The organism is Pseudomonas sp. ICMP 8385, from assembly GCF_002699915.1.
Lineage (GTDB): Bacteria > Pseudomonadota > Gammaproteobacteria > Pseudomonadales > Pseudomonadaceae > Aquipseudomonas > Aquipseudomonas gessardii.
Genome location: NZ_LKBY01000002.1, coordinates 15361 through 30091, shown reverse-complemented (window position 1 = coordinate 30091; position 14731 = coordinate 15361). Strand labels below are relative to the sequence as shown.

The window sequence follows — 14731 nt, the reverse complement described above, 5'->3', positions numbered from 1 at the left end:
CGTCTTCAAGAACGGATGTCACGGCCAGGAGGGCATGATGGCCAACAACAAGGACAGACCCCAGGTCTGGCGTTCCTATGGAACCGGTACCGGTGGCTATCGCCGCCTGGAACCTATGAGCGACCGCGAACTGGCAGCCCGCGAGACTCGCCAGCAACCCTACAACGCAATGCTCGCACGCCAGCAGGCGTATGAAGCAAAGCTTCAGCCAGCGCCAGAACCAACGCCGGCCCCTGTCGTCGGGTGCGTTTTCGCCAAGTCCTGCCACTTGCCGGACGCCATCATCAGCTATAACACCCCGTCTGGTTACATTCCCCTGGATCGCCTCGCAGACTATGGCGAACATGCAGTGCTGGGCGGCCGTGAAACAGATGCAACAGGCCGACTTCCTCTCAAGAAGATCAGCGCCAGTGCATTGCCTGCCGGGCTTGGCTCGCTGGCACTGGGGGGCTCGACCATTACCGGCGCGGCTGCAGCCACCGGGACTGTTGCAACAGGTCTCATGCTGGGCCTGGTCGCCCTACTCTGGCCCTCGACACTGGGCGACAGCGCGCTCTATAGCGATGAACAATTGCGCACCCTGCCCCGTGCCCGCACCCGCGTACGCCTGAATATCGAACAACAGGCCGACGGTAGCCTGAAGGGCTATGCCTTCTACACGGGAAAGAATCGTGATTGGGAAATGGTCGATGTCGTACAGTTTCAACCACAGGGCACGCAACACGTAGCGGATTTGGGCGACGGCGTCGAACTGATCTGGACACCTGCGGTTGACCCTACAGATACCCTTGGCATACCCGCACTGGAAGCTGCGCCAGCCACGCCTCACCTATGGGTGTATCCGCCGACGGAAACAGCCGCCAATATCATCGTCGACCCGATTTATCCGCCGGAGTACAAGGATTTTATTCTGGTGTTCCCCAGTGAGTCAGGGGTAAAACCGCTCTATATCGTGGTGAGCTGGAAGTACGAAGATGCGCCGTACCACGGAAAAAAAGGCAACTCCGTTAAAAGCAAAAGACCAACCAACGGTTTAGCTGCACTAAACGACTCTATACAAGTGAAACCTACAGAACCGCGCAGAGTAGGCATCGACCCACAAACGAAGGAGTTTGTGGTCATAGATCGCACCGCAGATGAGCTTTATCACGGTCATGTGAGGTCCTGGGAAGAGCTTCATCAAGACATGAAAAACGCGCTGATAAAAGCAGGTAAAACCAACCGCAAAGGAAAAATTCTCGGAGCAAAAAAATGAACATGCACTATCACGACCCGGATATGAGTCATGAGGAAGTAGTAAACAGTCTTGCCGCTGGAGACGAATGTAAGGTAGCAACTGCACTGATTTCTATAGGGCTTAATGAAAAAAATGGCGTCTGGGCTCAAGAGATCTGTTTAAGGCATATGAGTCATGACAACCAAACGATTGCTTCAGCAGCCATAGTCGCTATAGGTCATATCGCGCGTCGATTCAGAGCACTGGACACAGCTAAGGTATCTACTGCAATGCAATATGCTGTGCAAAAACACCCATCACTGAGCGGTGTAATCAGTAGCGCGCAAGATGACATCGAAATGTTCACCTGAGCGCCCCCCCCCCCACCAGTTACTCAATCTGAGAGACGTCCCCTCACCGGCGTCCCATTAACGAGTAACAAGATGGAGTCCATCGTTTATCACCACATGCATCGGTAGTAAGCCTGGAGGTGGATTTGAACCGTTAATAATCAAATCCATCTCCACGAAAATCCAAAAGAAGAAAAAGATTCGCACCATGAGATATCTGATTGAAGCCTTCGATAAGATTACTGACCTCCAGGCGTTTGTAGTCGTGCTACCTCATGGGTGTGAGGACAAGTTGAAAACCATAATGCAATGGTCCGACGAGCAGTATGGCTGGGAGGGTTACAACCTTACGCCCACCCAACTGGCAGCTATCGAATCTTTGGCAGGCAGAACAATAGGGACCCCCTGTTCATTTTTTCCAACTCACCTGCAATATCTGACTAGAGAACCAGAAGCTGAAAAGGGTCTTAACAAACATTATGTTTTATCTATCAATTACCGGTTTTTACCCGGACCAGAAGCAAGATGGTTCGTTGCAGCACCAATTCGACATAGAAGGGGATCAGCTTAACCAAGACGTCGCTCAACTCACCGAATCAAAACCCCTTGAGGAGTTGCAACCCGGAGAGTTGGAACTAACAAAAAGCCAAGTCGCCCAGCTATCCACGCTGCTGAACATTAACTTGAGAAACGACTTGGAGTACTTCATCGGCCTACGAACCCGGCCATGAACGCTAATAAAAAACCCCGCCCAGTCACCCGGTCGGGGTTTTGCTTTTGCCGCCGGCCCCCTTAACGGGTAACGCGGCTGGTCCCATCAACGGTCATGATGCGAACCCGGTCACCAATGCGGAAAATCTCGTTTTCCTGCACCGCCTGGACGTAGGCGCGCATGCTGCCGTCGTCTTCGCGCACGGTGATTTCCACACCCTGGGTGCGGGTCAGGCCTTCTTCGGTGGCCGAGCCCAGCAGGCCACCGGCCACGGCGCCGATGACGGCGGTTACAATGCTGCCGCGACCGCCACCGATGGCGCTACCGCCAACACCACCGATGACTGCGCCTGCTGCGCCGCCGATTGGGGTCTTGGTGCCTTCGATCTTGACCGGACGCAGGGATTCGATGGTGCCCATGCGAACGCTCTGCACACGACGCGCTTCGTCACGGGAGTACGAGTCGCCGGTCAGGCTGGAGGCACAGCCACCCAGCAGCAACGACATCGTGGTAAAGCAGGCAACCAGCAGAACAGACTTACGCATAGCATCAACTCCAAAGGACATCACTTTATTAGACTCCGCTGCTTGACGCCTGTCACGGCAAGGCCCGCAGAAAATTGCTTTCATTCAGCCCCAGTACAGACAGGCTGTACCGCAAAAACCGACAAACGGTAGCACCTGCACCCAGACAAGGAATTTCATGGACTACTTCATCATTGTAGCGACCACTGCAGCCGGCCTGTATTTCCACTGGTGGCTGTACCGGCGGATCAAGCGCTGGGTAGACCGCGACCTGGCGCTGTCCCTGGCGGGAGACGACCAGCGCAAGCGCAACTTTATGCTGCAACAGTTGGAACGCGCCAAGGCAGAGCAGGTCAAGCGTAAGGATTTGCCACAGTGGCTGCAGGATGCAGCACGGCAATACACGCCAGAAACCCCGAAGTAGAGGCCTGGGCAACACTCAAGGCCATAAAGATCCAGGGTGGGATTACAGGTGTTTTAGCTCTCAGGGTGCCAGTCGCTCACGGGTCCAGTCGGCCCCCTGCAGACGATAGTTCAAGCGGTCATGCAAACGGCTCGCCCGGCCCTGCCAGAACTCGATGCGTTCCGGCAGCAGGCGATAGCCTCCCCAGTGTTCCGGGCAATCCGGCTGGGTTTCGCTGAAACGCTGTTCAGTCAGCGTGAGCAAGTCCTGCAATTGCTGGCGATCACGGATCACCTGGCTTTGCGGGGAAGCCCAGGCACCAATGCGGCTGCCCAGGGGGCGTACCTGATAATAGGCGTCCGACTCTGCGGGCGTGACCTTCACCACCCGCCCCTCAATGCGCACCTGGCGCTCCAGGGTCGGCCAGAAGAAGGTCATGGCAGCAAAAGGGCGTACGGCCAGTTGCTGGCCCTTGGCGCTCTGGTAATTGGTAAAGAAGGTAAAACCTTGCGCATCCAGCCCCTTGAGCAGCAGGACACGGCAGTGAGGCCGGCCCTCCTGGTCCACGGTCGCCAGGGTCATGGCATTGGCCTCCACCGGCGGTTGCTCGGTCTTGACCGCATCGCTGAACCACTGGTGGAACAAGGCAAACGGCTCATCCGGGGCCTGGGCCTCGCTCAAACCGTCCCGTGTGTAGTCACGGCGCATATCAGCCAGTGCCTGGGTCATGGGGTTTTATCCTTCTTGCTCAACTGCTCAGTTTTTCGCCTGGTCGTTCACCGCTACTTTTTTCGCAGGCGTTGCAGCCGACTTTTTTGCAGCCGGCTTGGCCGCAGCTTTTTTCGCGGCTGGCTTGGCAGCGGCCTTCTTGGCCGGTGCTTTCTTGGCAGCAACGGCTTTCTTGGCGACCGGCGCGGGGGCAACTACGTCCTGTACCGCGACCAGTTCAGGCTTCGGCGGATTTGGCGAGTTGTACTTGCTCAGCAGTGCCAGCATGGTGGTGCGCTGGGTGAACATGATTTCCATGCGACGGTTCAGGGCGCGGCCCTGGGTGCTGTCGTTGGCGGCGCGGGGCATCAGGTCACCCATGCCACGCAACATCAGGCGGTCCTGCTTCAGGCCGCTAAGGCTGAAGATCGAAGCAATGGACTGGGCACGCTCCTTGGTCAGCGGCTGGTTCTGCACGGTGTCGATATGGCCCAGGACCAGCACGGCGGTCTTCGGATCCTTTTCAACAGCCTTGGCGACACGGGTGAACGGGCCCAGGGTCACGGGCAGCAGCATCGCCGGACGCTTCGGGTTGTACGAACCGTCGACCGGGGCAATCACCACCAGTACGTTGTCGCGACGCTCCAGTTGCAGGTTGCTGTCCTTGATCGCGGCGCGCAGGCGCGGCTCGTAGTCGTCCAGCCAGGCCTGGGTGATTTTCGGGTCTGGCATGGGGATGTTGGTCACATCGACTTTGCTCAGGGGTTTTGGCTTGCTTTCAAACGGCCACCACCACTTGGTGTCGCTTTCAGCCTTGGCCACGACCGGTGCCGCAGCGGGAGCAGGCGTTGCCGCCTTCAGATCGGCCTTGAGGTCGGCCTTGGCGTCAGTTGCCTTGGCATCGGCCTTGGCGGTAACGTCCTTGGCCGCCGCCTTGTCGGGCCAGAATGACCACCAATGCTCGCCAGACGCATCATTTTGTGGGGTTTGTGCACAACCAGTAAGAGTGAGGCAGAGCGCCAGTGCCAAGGACTTGTTCGATAACATGAGATATCCACAAAATGAGAAAAAACAGGAGTCTTGATGACTCGTTAAACAGACGCTTCAAGAAGATTTAAGTAACAACATTTTGCCAGCGCCTTTTGTAGGTGCCTTTTTAACAAAAAAACGCCAGACCGCAAGCTATTTACAGACAACCGGCCAATATTCTTACCAACTTTTGCGCGCGCGGGTCCATAAGTACATACGGCCCCAGTGTATTGGTCACGAAACCAAAGGCTACATCATATTCTGGATCGGCAAAGCCCACGGAGCCCCCAGCCCCAGGATGCCCAAATGCACGTGGGCCAAGGCCGAACGTCGCATTGGGCACGCCTGGCTGGTCCAACATACAACCCAGGCCAAAACGGGTTTGCGTCAATAAGGTTTTATCCGGCCCGATACTGTGCTCACGGGTCAGTTGTTCAAGCATATCGGCTTCCAACAAACTTCCGTCCAGTAAACCACTATAAAACCCGGCCAAACTGCGCGCATTGCCATGCCCATTTGCCGCAGGCTGCTGCATGCGACGCCACTCGGGTTTATTAGTGCTGGTTAGTATAGAAGGCGGATTGGTAAACGCCCGGGTAGTCATTGCTTCGGGCTCACGCAGGGTGACCTGTAACAACCGTTGGGCGGCCTCATCCCCCATATTGCCTTTGCTCCGGGCAATGTGGGCAACGCGATAAAACTCTTCGTCCGCCAACCCGACATGAAAGTCCAGGCCCAGCGGGCGGGCAACCCGGGCCACAATCGACTCCCCCGGCCCACGCCCATCGGCGCGGCGCAGCAGCTCACCGACCAGCCAGCCATAGGTAATGGCGGCGTAGCCATGGCCTTCGCCGGGTGTCCACCAGGGCGCTTCGGCGGCCAGGGCGGCCGTCATCAACGGCCAGTCATACAGGGCTTCGGCGGGCAATATTTCACGCAGCGCGGGCAGCCCGGCCTTATTGCACAGCAGTTGGCGCAGGGTGATGTTGTCCTTGCCTGCCGCCGCGAACTGCGGCCAATCGTTGGCAACCGGGGCGTCCAGCTGCAACTTGCCTTCGGCAACCAGTTGCAGGGCGGTGACGGCGGTGAATGTCTTGGTGCAGGAGAACAGGTTGGCGATGGTATCGCTGTGCCAGGCCTGGGCACCGTCCTTGTCGGCAGTGCCGGCCCACAGATCGAGGACGGTTTCGCCGCCAACCTGCACACACAGCGCCGCGCCGCGCTCCTGAGGGTCGTCAAACAGTGCGGCGAAGGCTTCACGCACTGCTTCAAATTGAAGCTCGTAATGACCCTGAATCTGCACCGGCATCCCCCTCGAAAAAGACCTACGTAAAGTGGCGCCCATTGTTCCAGTCATTACTGGGTTTGGGAACCCGTGGCAGCCTGGGCGACCTTGGCCTTTTCGGCTTCCCGGGCCAATTGCTGGATCGTCGCCAGGTTGCTCTTGCGCACACTGTCGACAAACCCCTGGAACGGCACATCGGTGATCCCCACCAGGCCGAAATGGCCATTTTCACCGTCCAGCAAACGACCACTTACCGGCTGATCGAGGTACTGGAACCAGTGCACGCCGACAATCGACGGTTCGGCCATGGCTTGCTTGAGGAAGTTCGCGTAAGCCGTGCCCCGCGCCTCTTCCCTGGCCAATGGCGTGACACCGCCCCAGAACGGGCCACGGTCGGCCGAGCCAAAGTTGAACTCGCTGATCAACACCGGCTTGTCCAACGCGCGCAGGGCGGCGAAGTCATAACCGTCCTGGGGCTTGAGGGTGTACATATTGAAGCTCAGTACATCGCAATACTGGGCGCAGGACGCCACCGCCTCCGGGGTGCTGACCGCATAGCGGCCGCCCAGCAGCAACTGGTTGGGCGCATGCCATTTCAGCGCGTCGGAGATGGTCTTGAAGTAGGCGTCAGCGAAAGTCTTCTGGAAGTATTGGAAGTCGGCCTCGATTTCCGGGTGCTCGAGGCTGGGCATCGGCGGCTCAAAGCCTGGATCTTCCATCAACTCCCAGCCAGCCAGGTGGATCCCCCAGGCTTTGGACAGGCCCTCTTCGTTGCGGTATTTGTCACGCAGTTGCTTGAGGAATGCGCGCTTGGCCGGCACATCGGTGGTCATGCGCAGGGTGCCGTAGGCCAGGGCATAGCGGGATTTCGCATCGTCACCTGGGCCGGCCCACGCCAGCTCGTTATCGGCAAAGAAGCCGATCAACCAAGGGTCATCGCGATGGTCACGGGTGGCAATCGCCACTGCCCGCTCGGTGGCCATGGCAAAGCGCGGGTCGAAGGGATCGGGCATGCCGCCCCACCAGTCGATGCCAGTGCTGATACTGGTGTAATCACCAATGATCGACAGGGGCAAGGTGTAAGGCACGCGCTCAGCGTCCCCCAGTTGCGGGGCGCTCCAGTTACCGACCGTGTTGAAGCCCCAGGCTTGCAGGCGATCGAGGGTGTGGCCGACCCAGCGCTTCTGGTCAAAGCCTTCGGTGCCGTAGGTACGCTGCAGGTTGGCGCCGTAGAAATCGTACCAGCGGCCCGCATCAAAACCGCGCCCAAGGCCGGCACCATTGCCGCTACGGTTATCACCCTTGCCGTAATACGTGGCGAAGGGCTCACCGGCCTTGGGCAATGCGCCAAACATCCACTCGCGGCCAGCCACATAGGTCTGGCTGCTGTCCGCCGCCACGGTGTTGACACCCAGGGAATAGAACGGATGCCCTTGCGGCGTCACCAGATACCAGCGCCCATCGCGCTTTTCGGTGCGGAAGAAACCGCTGGCGTCAAAGGCCGGGCCCTTGGTCCAGCCGCCGAACGTGTCCAGGGCACTCTTGTCCCGTTCCGCCAGCCAGCCCTTGAGCTGTTGCTGTTCCTTGGCGGCAGCGGCTTTCAACTGCTCGTCGCTGCTGACTTTTTCCGGCCAGCGCGCGCGGGTGGACTGCCCGTAGGCATCCACCAGTTCACTGTAGGCGGCCTTGAGCACCGGTTCGCTGTCCTGCACGCCAAAGCGCTCCAGCAGGATGCTTTGCGGCGCAGTGGGCTTGAGCATCGACAGGGTGACCGAGACCACCTGGCTGCGATCGATTTCGCCAGCACTGGCGGCCAGCATCACACGCTGCCCGTCCACGGTGATCGGCATGGGAGGGCCAGCCTTCATGCCCTGGCTCAAGGGCGAATTGGCTTGCAGCGGCACCAGCAGGGTTTGCGCAGGCCCCGCCGGCAGATCGATACGGCTGACCAGGGTCTTGCCGTCGCTGCTCTGCACCTTGACGTACAACGTCAGCGCCCAGTCCATCGCGCTCTGGATACGCAGGCTCATGGCACTCGATTGCGACCAGTCCCACACACCGTTCTGTGGGCTGAGCACCAGGCTCGGCTCCGCCGCCGGGTTAAAGGTGATGCGGCGCAGCACCTCGCCTTCGGGGGTCTGCTCGGCGTTGTATTGCGGCAAGCTGGCGTCCTGGGTCGCCACCTTGACCACATCGGCCGGCCGGACAAAGTTGAACAGTGTCTGTTGCCCCGCCGGCGCGGCCAGCAATGGCGCGGCGAACAACAGGGCAAAAAGAGCAGGCAGCGTGCGGATCATACGAACAAGGTTCTCCCAATCGGCCGGTGAATGGCCTGATGACTTGATATGAGGTAGACCACGAAGTGGGTGAATTCACCCACGGTGGCTTAAGAAATTTCGCGCCGGAACGGCGGCAAGGCATTCAGGATTGCCTTGCCATAGCGCTGGGTGACCAGACGGCGGTCGAGCAAGGTGATGGTGCCCCGGTCTTCTTCGGTACGCAGCAAGCGACCACAGGCCTGGACCAGCTTCAACGAGGCATCCGGCACCGAGATTTCCATGAACGGATTGCCGCCACGGGCTTCGATCCACTCGGCCAGCGCGGCCTCCACCGGATCGTCCGGCACCGAGAACGGGATCTTGGCGATCACCACGTGTTCGCAGTAGGCCCCCGGCAAGTCGACACCTTCGGCAAAGCTGGCCAGGCCGAACAGCACGCTGGAGTCCCCGCCATCGACCCGCGCCTTGTGCTTGTTCAGGGTTTCCTGTTTCGACAGGTTGCCCTGGATAAACACCTGCTTGCGCCAGTCACGGTCAAGGCCGTCGAACACGTCCTGCATCTGCTTGCGTGACGAGAACAGCACCAGGGTACCCTTGGAACCTTCCACCAGCGACGGCAGGTCACGAATGATGGCCGCGGTGTGGGCCGGCGCATCCCGTGGGTCGGCCTTGAGGTCCGGCACCCGCAGCACGCCAGCGTCGGCGTGATGGAACGGGCTGGGGACCACTGCGGTGACGGCTTTTTTCGGCAAGCCGGCGCGCATGCGGAAGCGGTCAAAGGTGCCCAGGGCAGTCAGGGTGGCCGAGGTCACCAGGGCGCCGTAGGCCACGTTCCACAGGTTGCGGCGGAGCATTTCCGCCGCCAGGATCGGGCTGGCGTTGACTTCGATATCGAACAGCGCGCCGCTTTCCGACAGCGTCAGCCAGCGGGCCATGGGCGGGTTGTCTTCCGGGTCTTCGACGGTGAAAGCCGTCCACAACTCCCAGTTGCCCTGGGCACGGGACAACAGGCTGCCAAACAATGGGTACCATTCTTCGGCCTGGTTGCTGGCGATGCCAATATTGACCTCGCCGTCCATGCCTTCCTTGAGCAGGTCGGTCAGGCGGGTGAACAAGTCGGTGAGACGCGAGAAGCCTTTCTTCAGCTCCACGCCCATCTCGCGCATATGCTCGGGGATCAGCCCGCCGACAAAGCGGTGGCGTGGCCGTTCGCGGCCTTCGACGTCTTCGCCGGGCTTGAAGTCCGCCACCTGCTCGCAAGCGCTGAACATGAACTGTTGCTGGGTCTTGATCTCCCGCGCCAGCTCCGGCACCTGCTCGATCAGCTTGCCCAGGTCGCCCGGCAGCGGATGCTGGGCCAGCAGCTTGGTGAGGTTCTTGGCAGTGGTTTCCAGCCAGTCGGCGGTGGAACGCAGGCGCGTGTAGTGGGCAAAGTGGCCGATGGCCTTGTCCGGCAAGTGGTGGCCTTCATCGAACACGTACAGGGTATCGCGTGGGTCGGGCAGCACGGCGCCGCCGCCCAGGGCCAGGTCGGCGAGGACCATGTCGTGGTTGGTGACGATCACATCAACCTTGCCCATGCCTTCGCGGGCCTTGTAGAAGGCGCACTGGCCGAAGTTGGGGCAGTGGCGGTTGGTGCATTGGCTATGATCGGTGGTCAGGCGCGCCCAGTCGGCGTCTTCCAGGGCATTGGGCCAGCTGTCGCGGTCGCCGTCCCACTTATTGCCGGCCAATTTCTCGATCATGCTGGTAAACAGCTTCTGGCTGGCTTCATCGACCTCGATCTTGAAGCCTTCTTCTTCAAACAGCGAGGCCGTGGCGGTTTGCGCATGGCCTTCCTGCAGCAGCACATCCAGCTTGGACAGGCACATATAGCGGCCACGGCCCTTGGCCAGGGCAAAGGTGAAGCTCAGGCCGCTGTTGCGCATCAGGTCCGGCAGGTCTTTGTAGACGATCTGCTCTTGCAGGGCCACGGTGGCGGTGGCAATCACCAGGCGCTTGCCGGCGGCCTTGGCAGTGGGAATCGCCGCCAGGCTGTAGGCCACGGTCTTGCCGGTACCGGTGCCGGCCTCGACGGCCACGACCGCAGGGTCGCCACTGCGCCGGCCTTCGTCGTCGGTGTCGATATCCCCGAGGACCTTGGCCACTTCGGCGATCATCAGGCGCTGGCCGTAGCGCGGTTTCAAGCTCTTGGCTTCGAGAAAACGCGAGTAGGCGCCCTGGATCGTGGTTTTGAGTTCAGTGCTGATCATGGATAGTCGGGCGCAAAAAACGCTGGATAAATTTTCAGTGGTTCGGATCGGCCGCTATCATACCCCGCTAATTAATCCCGCGCAGAACGGAGTACCTCAATGACCGTCTTTAGCCTTGCCTACACCCTGCATGTCTTGGCCGCCCTGGTCTGGGTCGGTGGTATGTTTTTCGCCTGGATGATCCTGCGCCCGGCCGCAATGGCGGCGCTCGACGGCCCTCCACGGCTGAAACTGTGGCTGAATGTGTTTCAGCGTTTTTTCGTGTGGGTCTGGGTGGCCGTATTGATCTTGCCGATCAGTGGTGTCGGCTTGCTGCAATTGCGCTTCAACGGCTTTGAAACCGCGCCGCGCTATGTACAGGTGATGATGGGCTTGTATGTGGTGATGACGGCGCTGTTTATCCGCATCCAGGCCTTGAAGTTGCCGGAACTGCGGGCAGCGGTGGCCGCAGAGGATTGGCCGGCGGGCGCAGCGGCGCTGGGGCAGATTCGACGGTTGGTGGGGGTAAATCTACTTGTCGGGTTGGTGGTGGTGGCAGTGGCTTCGGCTCGGCCGATGTTCTGAGGTTGTGCTTCAAGGCCCCATCGCGGGCAAGCCCGCTCCCACATTTTGAATGGGTTCGCAAATCAAGTGTGGGAGCGGGCTTGCCCGCGATGGGGCCGCTGCCGATAGCTCAAAGCCGCTGGATAGTGACCGTACCGGCAGGGCCCCCCGGCCCGGCCTGCCCTTCCACCCCCGGCCGGCCCGCCTCGCCGCCATCGGCGCGGTACACCAGGCAACCCTTGGACTGCCCGCCCTTACCTGGCTTGCCGGCAACACCTGGCAAGCCGCCAGCACCGCCATCGACCCAGACCTTGATCTGCTCGCGCGGATAATCCTGCGGCAACTCGATGCGCACTGCCGCGCCCGCCGCACCCGGCAGCCCGTCACCGCCGTTGTCACCATTGGCGCCACGCCCGGCCGATCCCCACGTGCATCCTGGGTCTTCGCCATTGGCGCCATCCAGGCCGGCATAGCCTTGGGCACCCGTGCCACCACGGGCATCGACCGACAGTTCATCCGCGCTCAATTGGGTGATCCGCAAGCTCAGGTCACGCCCCGGCTTGGCCGGCTTTTCATGGGTGCCGGGCGCGCCACGGGAGGTGATCTGGCTGCCATGTTCCAACTGGGCATGCCGCACCTGCAATTGCAGGGCCGAGGCGCTGGGCACGATGGTGATCCGCGCCTCGCGGCCCAGATGCAGCTCGTCGACCGTGACCTGGGTGATATTCGCCGGAATCAACAAAGTGCCGTAGTCGGCAACTTCCAGGCGCTCCAACTGCAGCACGCTGGTGCTGTTGGGCAAGCGCAACAACGAGTGGGTCTCGACACTGACGCTCTCAGCCAGGGCAATAGGGCTGACCAGCAGGACCAGGAAAAAAACCTTACGCGTGAGTGGCTGCCGTGCTGTTTCGATCATTGATAACCCCATGCCCCTGTCTCCTTCACATTATTCTTTGGGCGCACAGTAACGAGTTCTACAGGCGATTTGCCAGTGAAGGATTAAAAAACTTGGGGAGGCTGCGACTTGGCATCTGGAACGGCGAGATTTGTCGGAAATTGCCGTCAGAAATGCCCCTGAAGCCACCCAGGGGCAAGGAGGGAACCCCTTAACGGTTGATCTGGATTTCCACACGGCGGTTCTGGGCCCGACCGTCGGCGGTTTTGTTATCGGCCACCGGGTGGGTCTCGCCGGCGCCCGTCACCGAGACAAAGTTGCTGCGGGGCACGCCGGAGCGGACCAGGTAATCGGTCACCGAATGGGCGCGTTTTTCCGAGAGCCTCTGGTTGTAGGCATCTTTACCGACGCTGTCGGTATGCCCACTGACCCGCAACCGGGCACCCGGAGCCTCCTGTTTCAGGCGCGTGGCGACCGTGTCGAGCTTGGTTTTATCCGCCGCCGTCAGCCGGGCCGAGTCAAACTCGAAGCGTACATCACGAATCACAATGGTCTCTTCCCGGACCACCACTACTTCTTCCACGACAACCGCCTCAGGCACCGGTGGGCAGCCATTGGCATCGACCTGTACGCCTTTGGGGGTGCCCGGGCACTGGTCACGGCTGTCGGGTACGCCATCGCCGTCCTCGTCACCGTCGCCATGGACCCAGCAATAGGCGCCGGCCATGCCGCCAATCAATAACGCGCCACCGCCGGCCCATGACGAGCTTTCGGTCGCGCCCAGTGCCGCACCGGTAACACCGCCAAGGGCCGCACAGGTGGGCCAGTCGGTTTTTTGCAAGCCTGCGCAACCTGTCAATACTCCGGTTAGCAGAACCAAGGGTAGAGCTGTCCGCATGATGCTCATTTGCTTTCTCCTGAGGGATCGGCCGCAAGCCGATAGGTGGAGTAAAGACCGCTCTTTTCATCTGCGCCAGCCCGCCAAACCCCCGTATTCATTGGCCAAGGCGGCTTTTACCGAGCAACAGGCCAGCGCCGGCTCTAGGCCCGCACGCTCAAGCAGGCTAGTCTTCATGGTTCTGATATGAGGATCTTCGATGACCGCCGGCAATTCTTCCCGTACGCCACAGCAAGCACTCGCGGCCCTGCTTGATCGCCAAGCCCCCAAACGCCTGCTGGTCCTGGGCTCCAGCCACTTCCCGGCGCTGGAGGCGTTCCAGCAGGCGCACCCTGAGACCGTCGTCTGCGTCGCAGGGCCAGGGCCATTGCCTGGCGAACTGGCCGCCCAGCGCTTTGACCTGGCCCTGGTGGTCGATTGCCTGGAGCACCTGTCAAAACGTGCAGGGTTGGAGCTGCTGGGCGGGGTGCGCAACCTCAACGCCAGCCGCATCGCAGTACTCGCCGACCTGGCTGCCTGCGGCTGGAAGGACACCGACTTTTTCTCCCTGGCCCTGCAGACCAGCGAACAGTTTTGCCGCGACAATCAGGTACTGACGCTGTTTACCTACGATCTGCTTGAATACAAACAGGTACCGGACTGGCTGAACGCCCGGTTCTGGGCCAACCCGGAAAATTTTGGAAAGTATTGGTGGTAACCACAGGCATATCCATTGACTGCGGCCGCAGTGGCAACCGGCTGGATATCAGGAGAAGGCCTTCAGGGTAACATCCCTATGCCGTTCGGACCTCGTTGAGTAACTCTGGGTGACGATCGAGCACCTTAAGAAGCTTTATGAGGGCTAACGGTGGTTTCGTCTTACCGTTCTCATAGCGCGAGAAGGCGTTGACCCCTCCTCCAAATATCTCAGCCGCTTCTCGTTGATCCAGGGCCAGCTTCTTACGCACCCGGGTAATAAAGCCGGGGTCCACGAGGTCTGCATTGACCTGTTTAGAGAATGCGCGCATCTCTTTCATCACACGATCCGACTCAGCCAGATCCAGGATTGACTCGGCGCAGGACGGGCAGAAGTCCCCCGCCACATTCACAATCACAATGGTTTCGCCCTTGTATGAATAGGGGATATCGCGGGTGTCATGGACCAACTCCGCAGCGCCGCAAACAGGACATTTCATATTCATAGCTCCTTGAAGGACACGATTAGCACATCTTCGATAACCGTGAGTTTCAGGTATAGATTCCCCACCTTCGTGTGTGGTCTGTACACGTCTTGCCATATCGTGTGATCAGCGTAGGTCGTCATGCTTTTGTAAAAATCCGCTGGTTCAAGAGCCTGGACTACAGCCAGCATCTCGCCAAGATCAAGATCAAGGAGATCGGCACCGGCTCGGGCTGCGTTCGTGGTACGCACCTTCCCAGCGTCAATCAGGGCCTTGACGCTAGCCAGCTTGCAATGAGGTGTCTTCTTCTCCATGTTCGACATTAACCTAATTGGTTTTAATTTGGCAAATAGGTTAATCCACCTATCCTTGCTCCATGGGTAGCACTGAGCTCAAACACTCGAATGCCAATGGAACCTCAGCGACTTTCGGCGAGCCAGCGACGAAATGTCTCAAGGAATGAAAAGAAAGGTCAGC

The 14731-nt window shown here is 59.8% G+C and carries 16 protein-coding genes and 1 pseudogene; 7 read left to right on the top strand and 10 right to left on the bottom strand.

Features of this window, described 5'->3' with window-relative positions; all coding sequences use genetic code 11:
• The first annotated feature begins 37 nt into the window (after positions 1-37).
• From AO268_RS02960 to AO268_RS33005, 4 genes are all read left to right on the top strand, one after another.
• A complete protein-coding gene (locus AO268_RS02960) occupies positions 38-1255 on the top strand; it encodes an S-type pyocin domain-containing protein (protein WP_076964793.1) in 1218 nt (405 codons plus the stop codon).
• Complete coding sequence (locus tag AO268_RS02955) at positions 1252-1587, top strand: hypothetical protein (protein ID WP_076964792.1); 336 nt, start codon at positions 1252-1254, stop codon at positions 1585-1587. The genes AO268_RS02960 and AO268_RS02955 overlap by 4 nt, the downstream gene beginning before the upstream one ends.
• Positions 1588-1774: 187 nt before the next feature.
• The gene (locus AO268_RS33010) at positions 1775-2137 is read left to right on the top strand and encodes a DUF7683 domain-containing protein (protein ID WP_236361895.1); all 363 of its coding nucleotides are present in this window, start codon (positions 1775-1777) and stop codon (positions 2135-2137) included.
• Positions 2046-2297 (top strand): pyocin S6 family toxin immunity protein, encoded by a 252-nt coding sequence (locus tag AO268_RS33005; protein WP_076964791.1) that lies wholly within the window; start codon positions 2046-2048, stop codon positions 2295-2297. The genes AO268_RS33010 and AO268_RS33005 overlap by 92 nt, the downstream gene beginning before the upstream one ends.
• A 61-nt stretch (positions 2298-2358) precedes the next feature.
• On the opposite strand, the gene AO268_RS02940 is transcribed toward AO268_RS33005, so the two are convergent.
• The gene (locus AO268_RS02940; protein ID WP_029297142.1) at positions 2359-2823 is read right to left on the bottom strand and encodes a glycine zipper 2TM domain-containing protein; all 465 of its coding nucleotides are present in this window, start codon (positions 2821-2823) and stop codon (positions 2359-2361) included.
• A gap of 157 nt (positions 2824-2980) precedes the next feature.
• On the opposite strand from AO268_RS02940, the gene AO268_RS02935 reads away from it, so the two are divergent.
• Entirely contained in the window at positions 2981-3226 is a 246-nt protein-coding gene (locus tag AO268_RS02935; RefSeq protein ID WP_076964790.1) for a hypothetical protein, read from the top strand.
• Positions 3227-3286: 60 nt separating this feature from the next.
• Here the strand turns inward: AO268_RS02935 and pdxH are convergent, their stop codons facing one another.
• The 5 genes and pseudogenes from pdxH to dinG all read right to left on the bottom strand — a co-directional run bounded on the left by pdxH (position 3287) and on the right by dinG (position 10758).
• Positions 3287-3934, bottom strand: a complete 648-nt coding sequence (gene pdxH / locus AO268_RS02930) for a pyridoxamine 5'-phosphate oxidase (protein ID WP_099167864.1) — start codon at positions 3932-3934, stop codon at positions 3287-3289.
• A 27-nt stretch (positions 3935-3961) separates the two neighbouring features.
• Positions 3962-4960: an OmpA family protein gene (locus tag AO268_RS02925; protein ID WP_099167863.1), complete on the bottom strand. Its 999-nt coding sequence runs from the start codon at positions 4958-4960 to the stop codon at positions 3962-3964.
• 139 nt (positions 4961-5099) lie between these two features.
• Positions 5100-6245, bottom strand: coding sequence for a serine hydrolase domain-containing protein (locus tag AO268_RS02920; RefSeq protein WP_099167927.1), 1146 nt, complete (start codon positions 6243-6245; stop codon positions 5100-5102).
• 65 nt (positions 6246-6310) lie between these two features.
• A pseudogene (locus AO268_RS02915) lies at positions 6311-8524 on the bottom strand (beta-galactosidase); the annotation flags it as partial.
• 89 nt (positions 8525-8613) lie between these two features.
• Positions 8614-10758, bottom strand: coding sequence for an ATP-dependent DNA helicase DinG (gene dinG / locus AO268_RS02910; protein ID WP_032858113.1), 2145 nt, complete (start codon positions 10756-10758; stop codon positions 8614-8616).
• A 99-nt stretch (positions 10759-10857) separates the two neighbouring features.
• Between dinG and AO268_RS02905 the strand changes: the two genes are divergently transcribed.
• Positions 10858-11322 (top strand): CopD family protein, encoded by a 465-nt coding sequence (locus AO268_RS02905; protein WP_076964785.1) that lies wholly within the window; start codon positions 10858-10860, stop codon positions 11320-11322.
• A gap of 109 nt (positions 11323-11431) precedes the next feature.
• Here AO268_RS02905 and AO268_RS02900 read toward each other — a convergent pair whose 3' ends face one another.
• A complete protein-coding gene (locus AO268_RS02900) occupies positions 11432-12217 on the bottom strand; it encodes a hypothetical protein (protein ID WP_099167861.1) in 786 nt (261 codons plus the stop codon).
• 190 nt (positions 12218-12407) lie between these two features.
• Positions 12408-13103 (bottom strand): OmpA family protein, encoded by a 696-nt coding sequence (locus AO268_RS02895; protein ID WP_099167860.1) that lies wholly within the window; start codon positions 13101-13103, stop codon positions 12408-12410.
• A gap of 190 nt (positions 13104-13293) precedes the next feature.
• Here AO268_RS02895 and AO268_RS02890 point away from each other — a divergent pair, with 190 nt between their 5' ends.
• Positions 13294-13791 carry a DUF6231 family protein gene (locus tag AO268_RS02890; protein WP_076962194.1) on the top strand — a complete coding sequence of 166 codons (498 nt, stop codon included), beginning with the start codon at positions 13294-13296 and terminating at the stop codon, positions 13789-13791.
• A 76-nt stretch (positions 13792-13867) separates the two neighbouring features.
• Here AO268_RS02890 and AO268_RS02885 read toward each other — a convergent pair whose 3' ends face one another.
• A complete protein-coding gene (locus AO268_RS02885) occupies positions 13868-14269 on the bottom strand; it encodes a type II toxin-antitoxin system MqsA family antitoxin (RefSeq protein WP_099167859.1) in 402 nt (133 codons plus the stop codon).
• Positions 14270-14271: 2 nt separating this feature from the next.
• Positions 14272-14568, bottom strand: coding sequence for a type II toxin-antitoxin system MqsR family toxin (locus AO268_RS02880; RefSeq protein WP_099167926.1), 297 nt, complete (start codon positions 14566-14568; stop codon positions 14272-14274).
• Positions 14569-14731 lie beyond the last annotated feature (163 nt).

Coding starts and splice junctions, on each gene's coding strand:
- AO268_RS02885 (WP_099167859.1), bottom strand. CDS start 14,269: ATGAAATGTCCTGTTTGCGGCGCTGCGGAGTTGGTCCATGACACCCGC.
- AO268_RS33005 (WP_076964791.1), top strand. CDS start 2,046: ATGTTTTATCTATCAATTACCGGTTTTTACCCGGACCAGAAGCAAGAT.
- AO268_RS02880 (WP_099167926.1), bottom strand. CDS start 14,568: ATGGAGAAGAAGACACCTCATTGCAAGCTGGCTAGCGTCAAGGCCCTG.
- AO268_RS02905 (WP_076964785.1), top strand. CDS start 10,858: ATGACCGTCTTTAGCCTTGCCTACACCCTGCATGTCTTGGCCGCCCTG.
- AO268_RS02890 (WP_076962194.1), top strand. CDS start 13,294: ATGACCGCCGGCAATTCTTCCCGTACGCCACAGCAAGCACTCGCGGCC.
- pdxH (WP_099167864.1), bottom strand. CDS start 3,934: ATGACCCAGGCACTGGCTGATATGCGCCGTGACTACACACGGGACGGT.
- AO268_RS33010 (WP_236361895.1), top strand. CDS start 1,775: ATGAGATATCTGATTGAAGCCTTCGATAAGATTACTGACCTCCAGGCG.
- dinG (WP_032858113.1), bottom strand. CDS start 10,758: ATGATCAGCACTGAACTCAAAACCACGATCCAGGGCGCCTACTCGCGT.
- AO268_RS02895 (WP_099167860.1), bottom strand. CDS start 13,103: ATGAGCATCATGCGGACAGCTCTACCCTTGGTTCTGCTAACCGGAGTA.
- AO268_RS02935 (WP_076964790.1), top strand. CDS start 2,981: ATGGACTACTTCATCATTGTAGCGACCACTGCAGCCGGCCTGTATTTC.
- AO268_RS02955 (WP_076964792.1), top strand. CDS start 1,252: ATGAACATGCACTATCACGACCCGGATATGAGTCATGAGGAAGTAGTA.
- AO268_RS02940 (WP_029297142.1), bottom strand. CDS start 2,823: ATGCGTAAGTCTGTTCTGCTGGTTGCCTGCTTTACCACGATGTCGTTG.
- AO268_RS02925 (WP_099167863.1), bottom strand. CDS start 4,960: ATGTTATCGAACAAGTCCTTGGCACTGGCGCTCTGCCTCACTCTTACT.
- AO268_RS02900 (WP_099167861.1), bottom strand. CDS start 12,217: ATGATCGAAACAGCACGGCAGCCACTCACGCGTAAGGTTTTTTTCCTG.
- AO268_RS02960 (WP_076964793.1), top strand. CDS start 38: ATGGCCAACAACAAGGACAGACCCCAGGTCTGGCGTTCCTATGGAACC.